The organism is Nocardioides ganghwensis (assembly GCF_014779655.1).
Classification (GTDB): Bacteria; Actinomycetota; Actinomycetes; order Propionibacteriales; family Nocardioidaceae; genus Nocardioides; species Nocardioides ganghwensis.
Window position 1 is genome coordinate 73,651 of record NZ_JACXYX010000012.1, and the last position, 16,761, is coordinate 90,411.

The following is a 16,761-nucleotide window of genomic DNA, read 5'->3' on the forward strand; positions in this document are numbered from 1 at the left end:
GTAGGTGGATAGGGTCGTGCCGATGAACGACACCTCCCCTGACAAGACCGCCGACCAGCACGGGCGCAAGCCGCGCGTCGCCGTGGTGTTCGGCGGCCGCTCCTCCGAGCACGGCATCTCGTGCGTCACCGCGGGGAGCGTGCTGGCCGCGATCGACCGCGAGGCGTACGACGTGGTGCCGGTCGGCATCGCCACCGACGGCCGCTGGGTGCTCGAGGCCGACGAGCCCGGCCGGCTCGCGATCCGGGGCAAGGACCTCCCCGAGGTCGACGCCGACCGCTCGCCCGTCGCCCTGATGGGCGCGACCACCGGCACCGACCTCGTGGTCACCGAGCCGTCGAGCGTCCCGTCGGTGATCGGTGAGGTCGACGTGGTCTTCCCGCTGCTCCACGGGCCGTGGGGCGAGGACGGCACCCTGCAGGGGATGCTCGAGATGGCAGGCGTGCGCTACGTCGGGTCCGGCGTCCTGGCGTCGGCGGTCGGCATGGACAAGGCCTTCATGAAGGTCGTCCTCCAGTCTGCCGGCCTGCCGGTGACGCCCGGCATCGTCGTCACCCGCGCCGAGCTCGAGCAGGACCCGGTCGGCGTACGCGCCCGTGTCGAGGAGCTCGGCTTCCCCTCCTTCGCCAAGCCCGCCCGGGCCGGGTCGAGCATGGGCATCAGCAAGGTCCACGACGCCTCCGAGATCGAGGACGCCCTCGAGGAGGCCTTCCGCCACGACCCCAAGGTGCTCGTGGAGCAGTCGATGGAGGGCGCCCGTGAGGTCGAGTGCGGCGTCCTCGGCACCCTCGAGGGCCCGGCCGAGACGTCGCGGCCGGGTGAGGTCCGCACCGGCGGTGACCATGAGTTCTACGACTTCGAGGCCAAGTACCTCGCCGACCAGCACACCGAGATCGACATCCCCGCCGACCTGCCCGCCGAGGTCGAGCAGCAGCTGCGGGCGATGGCGGTCCGCGCCTTCGAGGCGCTCTCGTGCGAGGGCCTGGCCCGCGTCGACTTCTTCGTCATGCCCGACGGGTCCCTGGTGATCAACGAGCTCAACACGATGCCCGGCTTCACCCCCACGTCGATGTACCCCCAGCTCTGGGCGGCCACCGGCATGGCCTACCCCGAGCTCGTCGACCGGCTCGTGCAGCTGGCGCTGCGCCGCGACACCGGCCTTCGCTGAACCCTCGCCCGGGGACCTACAGGCAGGACAGCCCTTCGGCGAGGTGCTCCTCCAGCGCCGGTGCGAGCTCCGCGAGCGCGCGGTCGATGCCCAGGGTGCGGTAGTCGGCCGGCACCAGCACCTCGACGTAGGGCGTACGGCTGAGCGCGATCGGTGTCGCGTCCTCGCCCTGGTCTGCCAGCTGGTCGTCGGTGACGTACCACCCGACGCCGGCGATCACGTTGCACTCGGCGGTCGGCTCGTAGTCGGCCGGCTCCGGGACCCCGCACGTGAGGACGTACGCCGGGTCGCCCCACGCGGCACCCAGCGCGCCCTCGGGCTCGACGGCCACCCGGTCCTCCCCGGCGAGCGTCTCCGGGAGGTCGGCGACCAGCGCCTCGCACGCGGCGCGATCGGCGGCGGAGAGGTCGTGGTCCTCGATGGTGGGGGTGCTGCTGCACCCGGCGAGCACCAGGCAGGCGGCAGCGGACGCGACGACGCCCCGGCTCCGCGCGGAGCCGAGGCGTCGTGCGGGTGGCACTCGGGTCAGATGTGGACGACCGGGCACGTCAGCGTGCGGGTGATGCCGTCGAGGTTCTGCACCTTGGAGACGACGAGCTTGCCGAGCTCGTCGACGTTCTTGGCCTCGGCTCGGACGATCACGTCGTAGGGACCGGTCACGTCCTCGGCGAGGGTGACGCCCTTGACCTGGGCGATCTCGCGGGCAACCTCGGCGGCCTTGCCGACGTCGGTCTGGATCAGGATGTAGGCCTGGACGACCATCGTGGACTCCTCGGTCTCGTTCAACGGGTGTGACCGGCACAACCTACCGCGCCACGCGGGCGGGCGGACAGGGGATGGGTGCCTGTCGTCACAGTGCGCGTCTGGTGGGATGGGGTCATGGCACTCGACGCGGACGCGACCCTCGGCGATGCAGGGGAGTTCGGCCTGATCTCCGAGCTCGTGGAGATCTTCGAGGGCGACGAGCAGGTGCTCGTCGGACCCGGCGACGACGCCGCCGTCCTGCGCATCAAGCACGGCCACGTCGTGGTGTCCACCGACCTCATGGTCGAGGGCCGCCACTTCCGCCGCGACTGGGCCAGTGCCACCGACGTGGGCCACCGCGCGGCCGCCCAGAACCTCTCCGACATCAACGCCATGGGCGGCACCGCCCGTCACCTCACGATCGGCCTGGCCGCCCCCGCGGACCTCCCGGTGGCGTGGGCGCTGGACTTCGCCCGCGGGTTCGCGGAGGAGTGCGCGAGCGTCGGCGCGACCGTCGTCGGCGGCGACGTCACGCGCGCCGACGAGATCGTCATCGCCGTGACGGTGCTCGGCCAGTGCTACCAGTCACCCGTCCTGCGCTCGGGTGCGCAGCCCGGAGACGTGCTCGCCGTCACGGGCCGCCAGGGCTGGGCGGCCGGAGGGCTGGCCGTCCTCGGCCGCGGGTTCCGCTCGCCGCGGGTGCTCGTCGAGGCCTACCGCCGCCCGGAGCCCCCGTACACCGCGGGCAGGCAGGCCGCCGAGGCGGGCGCGACCGCGCTCATCGACGTCTCCGACGGACTCCTCGCCGAGGCCCGGCACCTCGCGGAGGCGAGCGGTGTCGCGATCGACGTGCGCACCGGCACCTTCGAGATCCCCGAGCCGCTCCAGGCCGTCGGCGCCGCCCTCGGGGCCGACCCCCTCCAGTTCATCCTCGGCGGGGGAGACGACCACGCGCTGCTCGCGACCTTCCCCGACCTCGCCTCGGTGCCGACCGGGTGGCACGTCGTCGGCGAGGTGACCGAGGGCGAGGGCGTCACCGTCGACGGCGGGACCTACGAGGGGCCGACCGGCTGGACGCACTTCTGAGCGTCCCGCGTGACCTGGTGGGGAAGTCCGACACCTGGAGGGGGTTGTACAGGCCTCCAGGTGACGGAGTCCCCGCTCGAGCGGGGACTCTGCGAGCGGGCCGCCGCGCAGGTCCGGCCGGACGGACGACGAAGCCCCCGCCGCATCAGCGACGGGGGCTCACGTACGAGTCTGGTCAGGTCAGCGGGAGACCTTGCCGGCCTTGAGGCAGCCGGTGCAGACGTTGAGGCGCTTGGGCGTGCCGTTCACGGTCGCCCGGACGCGCTGGATGTTGGGGTTGAAGCGACGCTTCGTGATCTTGCGCGACCAGGGACGGTTGTTTCCGAAGCCCGGCTTCTTGGCGCAGATGTCGCAGACGGCAGCCACCGTGCACTCCGATCCGTTCGAGGTTGATAGATGTTCGAGAGGCCTGCACGCCGCAGGAAGCGGCACGAGGCAACCGGGCAACAGTAGCCGAGGACCCGCGCGGGGAGGAAATCGGAAGCCGCGTCGTGGTCGGCCGCGTCGGAGCAGGGCACTACCCTGTGGCGCGCACCACATCGTACGACGCAGCACACGTCAGACCGCAGACACGGGGAGAGCACCGACGCGATGGAGCACGTCACCCACGGCATCACGCTGGACGGCGTCGCGCGCTTCGTCGAGATCGCGACCGACGCCCTCTCCTCGGCCCGCGAGGAGATCGACGCTCTCAACGTCTACCCCGTGCCCGACGGCGACACCGGCACCAACATGTTCCTCACCGTCTCCGCCGCCCGCGACGCGCTGCGCGAGGCCCGGGCGGCCACCCCCGACCTCTCGCTCGGCGACGGCATGGCGGTCCTCGCCCGCGCCGCGCTGATGGGCGCCCGCGGCAACTCGGGCGTGATCCTCAGCCAGATGCTGCGCGCCTACGTACGCCACCTCGCCGGCGCCGCGATCGAGGACCGGCCGGCCGAGACGATCGCCGCAGCGATGGCCGAGGCCACCGAGGCGAGCTACGCCGCGGTCGGCACGCCGGTGGAGGGCACGATGCTCACGGTCTCGCGGGCCGCGTCCGACGCGGCGCTGGAGGCCGCCGGGCGCGGGGTCCGCACCCGCGACGTCTTCACGGCGGCCGCAGCGGCCGCACGCGCCGCGCTCGCCCGTACGCCCGAGCAGCTCGAGGTGCTCGCCCAGGCGGGCGTCGTCGACGCCGGTGGCCGGGGGCTCTGCGTGGTCCTCGACGCCGTCGAGACGACGGCCACCGGACGCAGGCCGACCCCGTGGTCGCCCCCGATCGGCACCCACCACATCCCGGTGGCGGCGGCCGTGCCGAGCGACGACCTCACCGAGGACGGGCCGGGCTACGAGGTGATGTACCTCCTCGACGCCGGCCCCGAGGTCGAGGACGACGCCATCGCCGTGCTCCGCGAGACCCTCGCCGGGCTCGGCGACAGCCTCGTGGTGGTCGGCGGCGACGGCCTGTGGAACGTCCACGTCCACGTCGACGACGTCGGTGCCGCGATCGAGGCCGGCATCACCGCGGGCCGTCCGCACCGCATCCGGGTGACGCACTTCGCCGAGCAGGTCGCCGCCACCCGGCAGCGGACCTCGACCCGTACGGGCCGCCGGGTCGTCGCGGTCGCTGCCGGGCCCGGGCTCACGGCGCTGTTCGAGTCGGCGGGCGCCGTCGTCGTGCCGGGTGGGCCGGGCCAGCGTCCCTCGACCGGGCAGCTCCTCGAGGCCATCACCTCCTGCGGGGCCGCCGAGGTGGTCGTGCTGCCCAACGACGGCGACACCGTGCGCGCGGCCGAGATCGCCGCCCGCACCGCCGAGGCCGAGCACGACGTCTCGGTCGAGGTCATCCCCACCCAGGCCCAGGTGCAGGGGCTGGCGGCGATCTCGGTGCACGAGCCGGGCCGCGCCTTCGACGCCGACGTCCGCGAGATGACCGCCACCGCGCGGCACGCCCGCCACGGTGCCGTCACCGTCGCGTCCCGCCAGGCCATCACGATGGCCGGTCCGTGCGAGCCCGGCGACGCGCTCGGCGTCATCGCCGGCGACTTCGCCGTCGTGGGCTCCGACCTCGAGGTCGTCGCCACCGACGTCCTCGAGCGGTTGCTCGCCGGCGGCGGTGAGCTGGTGACGATCGTGGCGGGGGAGGGCGGTGCCGAGCTCGCCGAACGGGTGGCGGCCCACGTCGAGGAGCGCCACCCCACGGTCGACGTCGCCGTCCACGACGGCGGCCAGCCGCGCTACCCCCTGCTGGTCAGCGTGGAGTGAACGGCTAGGAAGTCACCATGGTCGCGATCACGCCGGACAGCCCGATCGGGTCGGTCTTCGGCAACCACCACAAGAAGCGCAAGCTCGCCGAGGAGGGCCTCGGGCTCGCCACGGTGGGCGACCTGCTGCGCCACTTCCCGCGCCGCTACGTCGCCGCCACCGAGCTGTCCGAGGTCGCCACGCCGGCCGTCGGTGAGCAGCTGACCATCGTCGGCGAGGTGCGCTCGTGCGACAGTGCGGCGTTCTTCAGCGGCAACCGCCGCCAGTTCCGCACCACGGTGCGGCTGCGCACCGACGGACCCGACTTCTCCGTCACCCTGTTCAGCCCCTACCAGAACCTGGCCGACAGGCACGAGGCGGAGTTCCGGCCGGGTTGCCGGGCGGTCTTCACCGGCAAGGCCAAGCAGTTCCGGGGCAGCTGGCAGCTCGAGCAGCCCCACGGGTTCGCGCTCGACGGCCCGGAGGCGGCCACGCTCAGCAAGCTGATGCCGGTCTACCCGCTCACCGCGAAGCTCTACACCTGGGACATCCAGAAGGTCGTCACCGCCGCCCTCGACCTGGTCACCGGGGTGCCCGACGTCTTCACCCCGGAGCTCCGCGAGCGGTTCGAGGTGCTCGACGTCATGCAGGCGCTGCGCTGGATCCACGCCCCCGACGAGTGGAGCCAGCTCGGCGCGGCGCAGAAGCGCTTCCGGTTCGAGGAGGCGCTGGTGCTGCAGCTCGTGCTCGCCCGGCGCCGCGCAGCCCACCGTGCCCAGGGTGCCCGGGCGCGCGTACGCCGCGACGACGGGCTGCTCGCCGCGTTCGACGCGCGGCTGCCGTTCGAGCTCACCGGCGGCCAGCGTGAGATCGGCGACCTCGTCGCCGACGAGCTCGGCCGCGACCACCCGATGAACCGGCTCCTCCAGGGCGAGGTCGGCTCCGGCAAGACCCTGGTCGCACTGCGCGCCATGCTCCAGGTCGTCGACGCCGGGGGGCAGGCCGCGCTGCTCGCCCCGACCGAGGTCCTCGCCCAGCAGCACCACCGCTCCATCGCTGGCCTGCTGGGCGACCTCGCCCAGGGCGGCATGCTCGGCGGCGACCCGGACGCGACCCAGGTCGTGCTGCTGACCGGGTCGATGGGCAAGGCCGCGCGCCAGGAGGCGATGCTCCGGATCGTCACGGGCGAGGCCGGCATCGTCATCGGGACCCACGCCCTGCTCGAGGACAGGATCGAGTTCGCCGACCTCGGGCTCGTCGTGGTCGACGAGCAGCACCGCTTCGGCGTGGAGCAGCGCGCCGCGCTGACGGACAAGGCCGGCACCCCGCCGCACGTCCTGGTGATGACGGCGACCCCGATCCCGCGCACGGTCGCGATGACCGTGTTCGGCGACCTCGAGACCTCCGTCCTCGCCGAGCTGCCGGCCGGCCGGGCGCCGATCCAGACCAACGTCGTGCCGCTCGCCGACCAGCCGACGTGGCTCGAGCGCGTGTGGCAACGGGTCCGCGAGGAGGTCGAGAAGGGGCACCAGGTCTACGTCGTGTGCCCCCGCATCTCCGGCGATGCCGGGGAGGAGGGAGAGACCGACCAGGTCGACCTCGACGACGAGGGCAGGGAGGTCGCGCCCAAGCGGTCCCTGGCCGCGGTCGAGGAGGTCCACGCCGAGCTCTCGTCCGGTCCGCTCGCGGGACTGCGCACAGCGGTCCTGCACGGCCGGATGCCGCCCGACGACAAGGACCGCACGATGCGTGCCTTCGCGGCTGGCGAGGTCGACGTCCTCGTGTCCACCACCGTCATCGAGGTCGGTGTCGACGTGCACAACGCGACCACGATGGTGCTGCTCGACGCGGACCGGTTCGGCGTCTCCCAGCTCCACCAGCTGCGCGGACGCGTAGGTCGCGGCGGGCTCCCCGGCCTGTGCCTGCTGGTCTCCCACGCGGAGCTCGGGTCTCCCGCACGTGACCGCCTCGACGCCGTCGCAGCGACCACCGACGGATTCGAGCTGAGCCGCGTCGACCTCGAGCAGCGGCGCGAGGGCGACGTGCTGGGGGCCAGCCAGTCCGGGTTCCGGTCCGGTCTCGTCACACTTCGGGTATTGCGCGACGAGAAGACGATCGTCCGTGCCCGAGAAGCCGCCGAGGCGCTACTCTCCGAGGATCCTGCGCTCGCGCAGGCGCCCGCCCTCGCCGCAGCCGTCGCCGAGGTCGAGCGCTCGGCGGCGTCGGCCTACCTGGACAAGGGCTGAGGCGAGGACTGAACGGAGAAGGGTTGAGCACGGGGACATGACTCGGATCATCGGGGGAACAGCCGGCGGGCGTCGGCTGGAGACGCCGCGCGGCCAGACGACCCGGCCCACGAGCGACCGTGTGCGAGAGGCGCTCTTCTCGGCGATCGAGTCGCGCACCGGCTCGCTCGACGGCCTGCGGTTCCTCGACCTCTACGCCGGCTCCGGCGCCGTCGGTCTCGAGGCGTGGTCGCGCGGCGCCGGCGTCGTGACGATGGTCGAGCAGGACCGGCGTACGGCTGCGCTGATCTCGCGCAACGCCGCGGCACTGGGGTTCTCGCGCGCCCGGGTCGTGGCGGGTTCCGTGGGCGCCTTCCTCGCCTCACCCCCCGCGGCGCCCTACGACGTCGTGTTCTCCGACCCGCCCTACCCGATGTCCGACGCGGACGTCGACGCCGACCTCGTCGCGCTGGTCACCCACGGATGGCTCGTCCCGGGAGCGCTCGTCGTGGTGGAGCGAGCCGCCAAGCGCACCGTCGTCACGTGGCCCGGCGGGATCGAGGAGGACCGGACGAAGCGCTACGGCGAGACCGCGCTTTGGTACGGTCACGCCACCCCGGCACCCTGACCTCCACCCTCGGGAGCCCCTGACCGAAGGGAGTCCAGCGTGCGTCGCGCTGTCTGCCCCGGGTCGTTCGACCCGGTGACCAACGGCCACCTCGACATCGTCGGCCGGGCCGCCAAGCTGTTCGACGAGGTCGTCGTCGCGGTCGGCGTCAACATGAGCAAGAACCGGCTCTTCACGCCCGAGGAGCGCATCGTGATGCTCGAGGAGGCCACGGGCGACCTCGCCAACGTGCGCGTCTCCGGCTTCGACGGCCTCATCGTCGACTTCTGCCGCGAGATCGGGGCCGTGGCCATCGTCAAGGGCCTGCGCGGGGCCGGCGACTACGAGTACGAGCTGCCGATGGCCCAGATGAACTCCCACCTCACCGACGTCGAGACCGTGTTCCTGCCCGGTGCCGTCGGCAACGCGTTCGTCTCCTCCAGCCTGATCAAGGAGGTCGCGGCCCTCGGCGGCGACGTACGCGGGCTGGTCCCCGAGGCGGTCCGCGAGCAGCTCGTGGCACGGCTCGCGGAGCGCTCGTCGCCATGACCGGCCGGCTCCGCCCGTCACTCGTTTTGCCCCGCTGCCCGGGCGGCGGATACGATTCCGAGGTTGTGTTGGTGTCCAGATGTGGGAGTTCGACGTGAACAGCCTGGACCCGAGGGCGCCGCTCGTGCTTGACACTCGCGAGCTCGGCCGCCGCCCGGGGTCCCAGCGTGAGCTCGAGCTCTCCGTTCCGGCACCAGCAGAACTTGGCATCGAAGTCCTCTCTGTCCCCGAAGGATCGCCGGTCGAGCTCGACCTGCGGCTGGAGGCGGTCATGGAGGGAGTGCTGCTCACGGGCACGGCCACGGCCGGGCTCGCGGGGGAGTGCGTACGGTGCCTGGAGCCGATCGAGGACGAGATCCACGTCACGCTCCAGGAGCTCTACGTCTACCCCGACCAGCACGACAAGGCCGCGGAGCACGACGACCACGACCTCGACGACGAGACCAGCCTGCTCGAGGACGACCTGCTCGACCTCGAGCCCCTGCTGCGGGACGCGGTGGTGCTCGCACTACCGTTCCAGCCGCTGTGCATGGACGATTGCCCGGGATTGTGCACCGAGTGCGGTGCGCGACTCGCGGACGACCCGGACCACTCGCACGACGCGCCGATCGATCCGCGCTGGGCTGGACTCCAGCAGCTGCAGGCAGAAACCAAGCAGGACCCACACGACTGACCACCTCGCCGGGAGTCCCCGGGGAGCAAGCAACAGGAGACAACCATGGCTGTTCCCAAGCGGAAGATGTCGCGCAGCAACACGCGCCACCGCCGTTCGCAGTGGAAGGCCGTCGCGCCGACCCTCGTGACGTGCGCCAACCCGGCCTGCGGCTCCAAGCACCTCCCGCACCGTGCGTGCGGCCAGTGCGGCCAGTACGGCGCCAAGGCCGACCGCCGCCAGGTCCTCTGACCACCGACGAGCTCCGCGCAGCGCTCGGTGATCCGGTCCTGGATCCCGAGCTGCTGCAGCGTGCCCTGACGCACCGCTCGTTCGCCTACGAGAACGGGCAGATCCCGACCAACGAGCGCCTGGAGTTCCTCGGCGACTCGGTGCTCGGGGTCGTGGTCACCGAGACGCTCTACCGCGCCCACCCGGACTTCTCCGAGGGCCGGCTGGCCAAGCTCCGGGCCGCGGTCGTCAACGCCCGCGCCCTGGCCGAGGTCGCCCGCCAGATCGAGCTCGGCCAGCACATCATGCTGGGCCGCGGCGAGGAGACCACCGGCGGCCGGGACAAGGCGTCGATCCTCTCCGACACGGTCGAGGCGGTCATCGGTGCCATCCACCTCAGCGGCGGCATCGACGAGGCCGCCAAGGTGGTCCACCGGCTCTTCGACCCGGTCATGGAGGCCGCCGCGTCCATGGGCGCAGGCCTCGACTGGAAGACCTCCCTCCAGGAGCTCTCCGCCGACCTCGGCCTGGGGGTCCCCGAGTACCTCATCGAGGACGACGGCCCCGACCACATGAAGACCTTCGTCGCCCGCGTCCGCGTCGGCGAGCAGGTCCTCGGCAACGGCACCGGCCGCTCCAAGAAGGAGGCCGAGCAGGGCGCCGCCGAGACCGCCTACCGCGAGATCAAGGCCGCGCAGTCAGCGGCGAGGTCCGTCACGGAGCCCGTCACGGAGCCCGCCGCCGAGCAGCCCGCGGCGGAGCAGGCCCCGGCCGACGCCTGACCCGTGCCCGAGCTCCCCGAGGTCGAGGTCGTCCGCGCCGGCCTCGAGCGCCACGTCGTCGACAGCACCATCGAGTCCGTCGAGGTGCTGCACCCCCGCTCCGTACGCCGTGACCACCGCGGGTCGACGGGCTTCGTCGCCGCGCTCGCCGGCCAGCGCATCGTGGCCGTGCGCCGCCGCGGCAAGTACTTCTGGCTCGCCCTCGCGAGCGGTGACGCCCTCCTGGGCCACCTCGGGATGAGCGGGCAGATGCTCCTCCACGAGCCCGGGGCCCCCGACGAGCGGCACCTGCGCGTCCGGTTCACGCTCCGTACGCCCGCCGGCGCCCCGCTGGAGATGCGCTTCGTGGACCAGCGGATGTTCGGCGGCCTGGTCGTCTCGACCGGCGGGGCCGGGCTGCCGACCGAGATCGCGCACATCGCGCGCGACCCGATCGACCCGGAGTTCGACGACGACGAGTTCGTCCGACGCGCGCGCCGGCGTACGTCCGCTGTCAAGCGGCTCCTGCTCGACCAGGGACTCATCTCCGGCGTCGGCAACATCTACGCCGACGAGGCCCTGTGGCGTGCGCGGCTGCACGGCGAGCGTCCGGGGGACCGGCTCACCGGCCCCGTCCTGCGGGGGCTGCTCGGCCACGTTCGCGACGTCATGGGCGAGGCGCTCGCCCAGGGCGGGACGTCCTTCGACGCGCTCTACGTCAACGTCAACGGCGAGTCGGGCTACTTCGACCGCTCCCTCGACGCGTACGGCCAGGAGGGCGAGCCGTGCCGGCGCTGCGGCACCCCGATCCGTCGCGTCGCCTTCATGAACCGCTCGTCGTTCTTCTGCCCGCGCTGCCAGCGTCCGCCCCGCTCGCGCTGAGCAGTCCCCGGATTGACCCACCGCCACAGCGGTGGGACTCTTGTAGACGGCCGGTTCGCCGGCCGGTCGATCCGTCCTTGTCGAAAGGTTCCCCATGGCCAAGGCGCTGTTGGGTCATCTGAACAGCGATGCGCGGACCACGACGGCCCTCGCCGTCGAGAACCGCCGGCTCCGGCGCCGCGTCGACGACCTCGAGGCGCTGGTCCTGCGGCTCCAGGCCGACAACGACCGCCTCGCCGCCGCCGCGCGTGACGAGCAGCTGACGGTCGAGGACCTGCAGCCCGTCTGAGCCCGGACACCCGCCGGTCCGCGATATCGCGTGCGGCGACCCCGGCGGCGTGCGTACGCTCCGGTGCTTGTGACCCGCCTCGTCGAGACCGTCTTCCCCGCCCGTCTCGGCACCGGCTTCCGCTGGCTGGTCGGTTCGTCGTGGGTGACCAACCTGGGCGACGGGATGCTCATCGCGGCCGGGCCCCTGCTGGTCGCGTCGCAGACCCGCAACCCGGTGCTGGTGTCTGCGGCCATGCTGGCCCTGACCGCGCCATGGCTCGTCGTCGGGCTGCTCGCCGGGGCGCTCGCCGACCGGCTCGACCGACGCCTCGTGATCATGGCCGCCAACGCCGTGCGTGGCACGGTGCTCGCCGGCCTGTGCGTCTCGATCGTCACCGGCGACGTCAACATCGCCGTCGTCCTCGTGGCGATGCTGGCGCTGGGGACGGCGGAGACCTTCGTCGACGCGACCGCCGGCACGCTGACCCCGATGCTGGTCGACAAGCGCGACCTGGGCATCGCCAACGCCCGGCTGATGACCGGGGTGATCACCGGTAACCAGCTCGTCGGCCCCGCGGTCGGGGCCCTGCTGTTCTCGGTCGGCATGGTGTGGCCCTTCGCCCTCACCGTCGTGTGCATCGCTGTCGGCGTGGTGCTGGTGTCCCGGATCGGTACGCCGCCCGGCGCCGTCCGCGCGGAGGTCGACACCCACATCCGGCAGGACATCGCCGACGGCGTCACATGGCTGATGGGCAACCCGCCGGTGCGCACCCTGGCCATCATCATCGTGGTCTTCAACGTCACCTGGGCGGCGCCGTGGTCGGTGCTCGTCCTGTGGGCCCTCGAGCGGGTCGGCATCGACGAGGCGGGCTTCGGCCTGCTCACCACCGCGGCCGCACTGGGCGGCCTGCTGGCGACCTTCTCCTACGGCCGCCTCGAGCGGCGCGTGCCCCTCGCGACGCTGATGCGGACGGTGCTGCTGGCCGAGGTGCTGTTCCACCTCGCGATGGCGTTCACGACCTCGCCGTGGGCGGCCTACCCACTGATGTTCTTCTTCGGCGCGTACGCCTTCGTGTGGGGCACGCTGTCGCAGGCGGTGCGCCAGCGCGCAGTCCCGAGCGAGCTGCAGGGCCGGGTCGGCTCGGTCTACATGATCTGCGTGATGGGCGGCATGCTGGCAGGGTCGCTGCTCGGCGGCGTGATCGCGCAGGTGTGGGGCCTCACTGCGCCGTGGTGGTTCGCCTTCGTCGGATCGGGTCTCACGCTGGCGCTGGTGTGGCGCTCGCTGGCGCACATCGCCCACGCCGACGAGGCAGCGAGCGCGAGCGCCTCCGACGGGGTCGCCGAGGAGCGCACGTCCGGGTCATGAGCCGGCGGGGCCCCTGGCCACCGTGCACCGGACGTCGGTCCACCACGTCAGCGTCCCGTCCGCCGCGCGACGCTCGAGCTCGGGGTCCACCTCGGTCCGGGCGCGGTCCAGCAGCCCGTGCGACTCGAGCCGCTCGAGCAGCGCCCGCAGCCCGGCGGACCAGATCCAGGCCCACCAGTGCTCGACGTCGACGAACTCGACCCTGATGCGGATCGTGGAGGTCGTGGGGTCGGTGAAGCCGTGGTCCACGAGAGCGGCGTGCATGGCGTCCAACGACGAGAAGGGACCGGGGTCGTCCTCCTTGTCCTCGATGCCGTGCGCCGACGCCGGCGGCGCAGGAGCGAGCGCCTGCAGCCGCTGGGTGACGTCGTCCCACGAGTCGTCGCTCTCGCCGAACCAGGTGAAGCCGAAGCGCCCGGCCGGCCCCAGCACGTCGCGCACGCGGTCGAGCGTGCCGTCCAGGTCGGGGAGGAAGAACAGCACGAGCCCGGCCTGCACCACGTCCCACGGCCCGGGAGGCGGGCGCTCGGCATCGCCGGCACGGACCTCGAGCCACGGCAGGTCCGCGGCCAGGGCGTCCAGGGCGGCGAGCATCCCGGGAGCGAGGTCGGTCGCGACCACGCGGCCGCTCGGACCCACGGCGCGTGCGGCGGGCAGCGCGGACGCCCCCCGCCCGCTCCCGAGCTCCAGGACCGCCTCCCCGGGGCGCGGGGCCGTACGTCTGACGAGCTCGGCCCCGGCCGTTCCGAAGAAGTCGATGCCGACCTGGTCGTACGTCGCGGAGGCGCGGTCGAAGACGCCGGCGACACGTGCCTTCTCGCGCTCCTGCTCGCTGGGAAGCTGGCTCTCCTGCCCGGTCGGGTCGCTCATCCGACGAGCGTGACAGCCGTGCCGGCAGCCGTCGAGCCCCGTCGCCTGCTCGCCCGGCCGTGCCACGATGGCCGGATGGAAGCCCTGGCCGAGCTCGTCGAGTCCCTGCCGCCCGGCGTCGTCGCCACCGACCCGGCCACGACCGAGGGATACCGCTACGACTGGTCGCGCGACACCGGTGCCGGCACCCCCGTCGCCGTGGTCCGTGCGGAGGACGCCGAACAGGTGCAGGTGGCCGTCCGGTGGGCTGCGAAGCACCGGGTTCCGGTCGTCCCCCGAGGGGCCGGCTCCGGCCTGTCCGGCGGGGCCAGCGCCGTCGACGGCGGCATCGTGCTGAGCCTCGAGCGGATGCGGGCGATCGAGATCGATCCCGACTGCCAGGTCGCGGTGGTCGAGCCCGGCGCGTTCAACGCCGAGGTCAAGGCCGCCTCCCGCGAGCACGGACTCTGGTACCCGCCGGACCCCTCGTCCTTCGAGATCTGCTCGATCGGCGGCAACGTCGCCACCAACGCCGGCGGGCTGTGCTGCGTGAAGTACGGCGTGACCACCGACTACGTCCTCGGCCTCGACGTCGTCCTCGCGGACGGCACCCTCGTCACGCTCGGGGGCAACCGCATCAAGGACGTCGCCGGCCTGTCGCTGCTCAAGCTCTTCGTCGGCTCCGAGGGCACCCTCGGCATCGTCACCCGCGCCGTCCTCCGCCTCGTCCCGCTGCCGCTGCCCGCAGCGACCCTCGTGGCGTCCTTCGCCTCCGTGGTGGACGCCGCGGAGGCCGTCGTCGCCGTGCGCCGGACGCTGCGGCCATCGATGATGGAGCTGATGGACCGGGCCTCGATCAACGCGGTCGAGGACTACTCGCCACGTGGCCTCGACCGGGACGCGGGGGCGCTGCTGGTGGTGCAGTCCGACGCACCCGGCGACGCGCGCGTGGCCGAGATCGCGACGGTGGAGGCCGCCTGCACGGCCGCCGGCGCCACCGAGGTCGTGGTCACCGACGACCCGGAGGAGGGCGAGATGTTCGTCGCGGCGAGGCGGGCGGCGTTCCCGGCGGTGGAGGCGCGCGGCGCGCTCCTGCTCGAGGACGTCGGGGCGCCCGTGCCCCTGCTCCCGGACCTGCTCGCCGCGGTCGCGGAGGTGGCCGCACGTCACGACGTCGAGATCCCCACCGTCGCCCACGCCGGTGACGGCAACACCCACCCGATCATCGTCTACGACGCCGCCGACCCCGACTCGGAGCGTCGCGCCCGCCTCGCGTTCGACGACATCCTGCGCGCAGCGATCCGGCTCGGCGGCACCATCACCGGCGAGCACGGCGTGGGCCGTACGAAGAAGGCGGCCCTCCCCGAGCAGCTCGGCGACGACGTCATGGCGCTGACCCGTCGGATCAAGGACGCGCTCGACCCGGACGGGATCCTCAACCCGGGGGCGGTGCTGTGACGACCCGGTGTTCGTTACGGTCGCTCCCATGATCCGCGAGCGCCACCTCTTCGGTCCTGGTCCGTCCAACCCCTACCCCGAGGCCACCCGGGCCCTCGCCGAGCCGCTGCTCGGCCACCTCGACCCGGAGTTCCTCCGGGTCATGGACGAGACCTGCGACATGCTGCGCACCGTCTGGGGCACCGACAACGCCCGTACCCTCCCGCTCAGCGCGACCGGCTCGGCCGGCATGGAGGCGGCGTTCGTCAACACGGTGCACCCCGGCGACGTCGTCGTGGTGGCGGTCAACGGGCTCTTCGGCCAGCGGATGACCGACGTCGCCGCCCGGTGCGGGGCCGAGGTCGTCGCCGTCGAGCACGAGTGGGGGCAGCCGGTCGACGTCGACCGCGTGCTGTCCGCCCACCCGTCGCCGGCGATCGTCGCGGCGGTGCACGCCGAGACGTCCACCGGCGTACGCTCCGACGTCGCCGCGCTCGGCGCCGGGCTGCGGTCGCAGGGGAGCGACGCGCTCCTGCTCGTCGACGCGGTGACCTCGATCGGCGGCATCGAGCTGCGCGCCGACGACTGGGGCATCGACATCGGCTACGCCGGCACCCAGAAGTGCCTCGGCGTCGCCCCCGGCCTCGCGCCGTTCACGATCGGCGACCGCGCCTTCGACCGGCGGGTGGAGAGGCCGCGGTCGTGGTACCTCGACCTCGGCATGCTCGGCGGCTACGTCGGCGAGGCGGGCGTCAAGGGCGGCCAGCGCACCTACCACCACACCGCGCCGACGGCCATGGTCGCCAGCCTCCACGCCGGCCTCACGCGCATCCTCGAGGAGGGCCTCGAGGCCGTCTGGGCCCGCCACCAGGCCGCGGGCGACGCCCTCCAGGCCGGGCTGCAGGACATGGGCCTCGAGCTGTTCGCGGCCGAGGGACACCGCCTGCCCGACCTCACCACGGTGAAGGTCCCCGAGGGGGTCGACTCCGCCGCCGTCCGCAAGGAGCTCCTCGAGCGGCACGGCATCGAGATCGGCGCCGGCGCCGGCGCGTACGCCACCAGCGTGTGGCGCATCGGCCTGATGGGCCCCAACGCGCGGCCCGACGCGGTGCTGCTCGTGCTGGCGGCGCTGAAGGACGTTCTGGGACGTGCCTGACCGCCTGTGGCTCCGGCCGATGACCGAGGACGAGTTCCTCGCCTTCGGTGAGCGGTCCCGGCGCGAGTACGCCGTCGAGCTGGCCGCCACCGGCGCCATGTCACCGGAGGCGGCGGCAGAACGCTCAGCGAGGGAGTTCGCCGGTCTGCTCCCGGAGGGCGTCGCGAGCCCCGCGATGTACCTGTGGACCGCAGTGGTCGGCGGCCCAGGGGGAAACGACGCCGAGCAACCGGTCGGACTCGCGTGGCTCGAGCTGCGCCGTACGCAGTCCGGGGTATCGGCGTGGATCTTCGACGTCCACGTCGACGAGGACCGCCGCGGTCAGGGGATCGGACGGCAGACGATGGAGGCGTTGCACGAGGCCGCCCGTGCCTTGGGTGCGACGACGATCGGCCTGAACGTCTTCGGCCACAACACCACCGCCATCGGGCTGTACGAATCCCTCGGCTACCGCGTCACGTCCCAGGAGATGAGACGTGACCTCTGAGGCGTCGGAGCAGGGGGCACGGCGGTCGACGGTGCTCGGCGCGGTCGCTGGCACGGCCCGCCCGT

19 protein-coding genes are annotated in these 16,761 nt (G+C 72.9%); 15 read left to right on the forward strand and 4 right to left on the reverse strand.

The features are described from left to right. Positions 1 to 22: 22 nt before the first annotated feature. Entirely contained in the window at positions 23 to 1,168 is a 1,146-nt protein-coding gene (locus IEZ24_RS14545) for a D-alanine--D-alanine ligase family protein (protein ID WP_129454700.1), read from the forward strand. 16 nt (positions 1,169 to 1,184) lie between these two features. On the opposite strand, the gene IEZ24_RS14550 is transcribed toward IEZ24_RS14545, so the two are convergent. Next, positions 1,185 to 1,688 carry a DUF3515 domain-containing protein gene (locus IEZ24_RS14550; protein WP_165356051.1) on the reverse strand — a complete coding sequence of 168 codons (504 nt, stop codon included), beginning with the start codon at positions 1,686 to 1,688 and terminating at the stop codon, positions 1,185 to 1,187. 5 nt (positions 1,689 to 1,693) lie between these two features. Next, on the reverse strand, positions 1,694 to 1,930 hold the full coding sequence (locus IEZ24_RS14555; protein ID WP_129454702.1) for an Lrp/AsnC family transcriptional regulator: 237 nt from the start codon (positions 1,928 to 1,930) through the stop codon (positions 1,694 to 1,696). Positions 1,931 to 2,047: 117 nt separating this feature from the next. Between IEZ24_RS14555 and IEZ24_RS14560 the strand changes: the two genes are divergently transcribed. Then, on the forward strand, positions 2,048 to 2,998 hold the full coding sequence (locus tag IEZ24_RS14560; RefSeq protein ID WP_129454703.1) for a thiamine-phosphate kinase: 951 nt from the start codon (positions 2,048 to 2,050) through the stop codon (positions 2,996 to 2,998). Between the two features lie 180 nt (positions 2,999 to 3,178). Here IEZ24_RS14560 and rpmB read toward each other — a convergent pair whose 3' ends face one another. Then, positions 3,179 to 3,364 (reverse strand): 50S ribosomal protein L28, encoded by a 186-nt coding sequence (rpmB, locus tag IEZ24_RS14565; protein WP_056602600.1) that lies wholly within the window; start codon positions 3,362 to 3,364, stop codon positions 3,179 to 3,181. Positions 3,365 to 3,589: 225 nt separating this feature from the next. Here rpmB and IEZ24_RS14570 point away from each other — a divergent pair, with 225 nt between their 5' ends. The 10 genes from IEZ24_RS14570 to IEZ24_RS14615 all read left to right on the forward strand — a co-directional run bounded on the left by IEZ24_RS14570 (position 3,590) and on the right by IEZ24_RS14615 (position 12,767). Then, the gene (locus IEZ24_RS14570) at positions 3,590 to 5,242 is read left to right on the forward strand and encodes a DAK2 domain-containing protein (RefSeq protein ID WP_129454704.1); all 1,653 of its coding nucleotides are present in this window, start codon (positions 3,590 to 3,592) and stop codon (positions 5,240 to 5,242) included. Between the two features lie 17 nt (positions 5,243 to 5,259). Next, a complete protein-coding gene (locus IEZ24_RS14575; RefSeq protein ID WP_129454705.1) occupies positions 5,260 to 7,467 on the forward strand; it encodes an ATP-dependent DNA helicase RecG in 2,208 nt (735 codons plus the stop codon). A gap of 37 nt (positions 7,468 to 7,504) precedes the next feature. Continuing rightward, positions 7,505 to 8,074: a 16S rRNA (guanine(966)-N(2))-methyltransferase RsmD gene (gene rsmD / locus IEZ24_RS14580; RefSeq protein WP_129454706.1), complete on the forward strand. Its 570-nt coding sequence runs from the start codon at positions 7,505 to 7,507 to the stop codon at positions 8,072 to 8,074. Positions 8,075 to 8,113: 39 nt separating this feature from the next. Beyond that, a complete protein-coding gene (gene coaD / locus IEZ24_RS14585; RefSeq protein ID WP_129454707.1) occupies positions 8,114 to 8,602 on the forward strand; it encodes a pantetheine-phosphate adenylyltransferase in 489 nt (162 codons plus the stop codon). 79 nt (positions 8,603 to 8,681) lie between these two features. Further along, the gene (locus IEZ24_RS14590) at positions 8,682 to 9,275 is read left to right on the forward strand and encodes a YceD family protein (protein ID WP_129454708.1); all 594 of its coding nucleotides are present in this window, start codon (positions 8,682 to 8,684) and stop codon (positions 9,273 to 9,275) included. 45 nt (positions 9,276 to 9,320) lie between these two features. Further along, positions 9,321 to 9,506, forward strand: coding sequence for a 50S ribosomal protein L32 (rpmF, locus tag IEZ24_RS14595; protein ID WP_129454709.1), 186 nt, complete (start codon positions 9,321 to 9,323; stop codon positions 9,504 to 9,506). Next, positions 9,461 to 10,267 carry a ribonuclease III gene (rnc, locus tag IEZ24_RS14600; protein ID WP_129454710.1) on the forward strand — a complete coding sequence of 269 codons (807 nt, stop codon included), beginning with the start codon at positions 9,461 to 9,463 and terminating at the stop codon, positions 10,265 to 10,267. Before rpmF ends, rnc begins: the two co-directional genes overlap by 46 nt. Positions 10,268 to 10,270: 3 nt before the next feature. Further along, entirely contained in the window at positions 10,271 to 11,128 is an 858-nt protein-coding gene (mutM, locus tag IEZ24_RS14605) for a bifunctional DNA-formamidopyrimidine glycosylase/DNA-(apurinic or apyrimidinic site) lyase (protein ID WP_129454711.1), read from the forward strand. Between the two features lie 94 nt (positions 11,129 to 11,222). Next, complete coding sequence (locus IEZ24_RS14610) at positions 11,223 to 11,417, forward strand: hypothetical protein (RefSeq protein WP_129454712.1); 195 nt, start codon at positions 11,223 to 11,225, stop codon at positions 11,415 to 11,417. 69 nt (positions 11,418 to 11,486) lie between these two features. Further along, entirely contained in the window at positions 11,487 to 12,767 is a 1,281-nt protein-coding gene (locus IEZ24_RS14615; protein ID WP_129454713.1) for an MFS transporter, read from the forward strand. Here the strand turns inward: IEZ24_RS14615 and IEZ24_RS14620 are convergent. Continuing rightward, on the reverse strand, positions 12,762 to 13,637 hold the full coding sequence (locus IEZ24_RS14620; RefSeq protein ID WP_129454714.1) for a class I SAM-dependent methyltransferase: 876 nt from the start codon (positions 13,635 to 13,637) through the stop codon (positions 12,762 to 12,764). The genes IEZ24_RS14615 and IEZ24_RS14620 overlap by 6 nt on opposite strands. Positions 13,638 to 13,712: 75 nt before the next feature. Here IEZ24_RS14620 and IEZ24_RS14625 point away from each other — a divergent pair, with 75 nt between their 5' ends. The 3 genes from IEZ24_RS14625 to IEZ24_RS14635 are packed head-to-tail and all read left to right on the forward strand — an operon-like array spanning position 13,713 to position 16,696. Continuing rightward, a complete protein-coding gene (locus IEZ24_RS14625) occupies positions 13,713 to 15,074 on the forward strand; it encodes an FAD-binding oxidoreductase (RefSeq protein WP_129454715.1) in 1,362 nt (453 codons plus the stop codon). A 28-nt stretch (positions 15,075 to 15,102) separates the two neighbouring features. Then, positions 15,103 to 16,209 (forward strand): pyridoxal-phosphate-dependent aminotransferase family protein, encoded by a 1,107-nt coding sequence (locus IEZ24_RS14630; RefSeq protein WP_129454716.1) that lies wholly within the window; start codon positions 15,103 to 15,105, stop codon positions 16,207 to 16,209. Next, positions 16,202 to 16,696: a GNAT family N-acetyltransferase gene (locus IEZ24_RS14635; protein ID WP_129454717.1), complete on the forward strand. Its 495-nt coding sequence runs from the start codon at positions 16,202 to 16,204 to the stop codon at positions 16,694 to 16,696. Before IEZ24_RS14630 ends, IEZ24_RS14635 begins: the two co-directional genes overlap by 8 nt. Positions 16,697 to 16,761 lie beyond the last annotated feature (65 nt).

What these genes read in the sequence shown, in the direction of transcription:
- IEZ24_RS14545 (WP_129454700.1), top strand. Translation starts at nt 23, where the DNA reads ATGAACGACACCTCCCCTGACAAGACCGCCGACCAGCACGGGCGCAAG.
- IEZ24_RS14555 (WP_129454702.1), bottom strand. Translation starts at nt 1,930, where the DNA reads ATGGTCGTCCAGGCCTACATCCTGATCCAGACCGACGTCGGCAAGGCC.
- IEZ24_RS14560 (WP_129454703.1), top strand. Translation starts at nt 2,048, where the DNA reads ATGGCACTCGACGCGGACGCGACCCTCGGCGATGCAGGGGAGTTCGGC.
- IEZ24_RS14570 (WP_129454704.1), top strand. Translation starts at nt 3,590, where the DNA reads ATGGAGCACGTCACCCACGGCATCACGCTGGACGGCGTCGCGCGCTTC.
- IEZ24_RS14575 (WP_129454705.1), top strand. Translation starts at nt 5,260, where the DNA reads ATGGTCGCGATCACGCCGGACAGCCCGATCGGGTCGGTCTTCGGCAAC.
- rsmD (WP_129454706.1), top strand. Translation starts at nt 7,505, where the DNA reads ATGACTCGGATCATCGGGGGAACAGCCGGCGGGCGTCGGCTGGAGACG.
- IEZ24_RS14590 (WP_129454708.1), top strand. Translation starts at nt 8,682, where the DNA reads ATGTGGGAGTTCGACGTGAACAGCCTGGACCCGAGGGCGCCGCTCGTG.
- rpmF (WP_129454709.1), top strand. Translation starts at nt 9,321, where the DNA reads ATGGCTGTTCCCAAGCGGAAGATGTCGCGCAGCAACACGCGCCACCGC.
- IEZ24_RS14610 (WP_129454712.1), top strand. Translation starts at nt 11,223, where the DNA reads ATGGCCAAGGCGCTGTTGGGTCATCTGAACAGCGATGCGCGGACCACG.
- IEZ24_RS14620 (WP_129454714.1), bottom strand. Translation starts at nt 13,637, where the DNA reads ATGAGCGACCCGACCGGGCAGGAGAGCCAGCTTCCCAGCGAGCAGGAG.
- IEZ24_RS14625 (WP_129454715.1), top strand. Translation starts at nt 13,713, where the DNA reads ATGGAAGCCCTGGCCGAGCTCGTCGAGTCCCTGCCGCCCGGCGTCGTC.
- IEZ24_RS14630 (WP_129454716.1), top strand. Translation starts at nt 15,103, where the DNA reads ATGATCCGCGAGCGCCACCTCTTCGGTCCTGGTCCGTCCAACCCCTAC.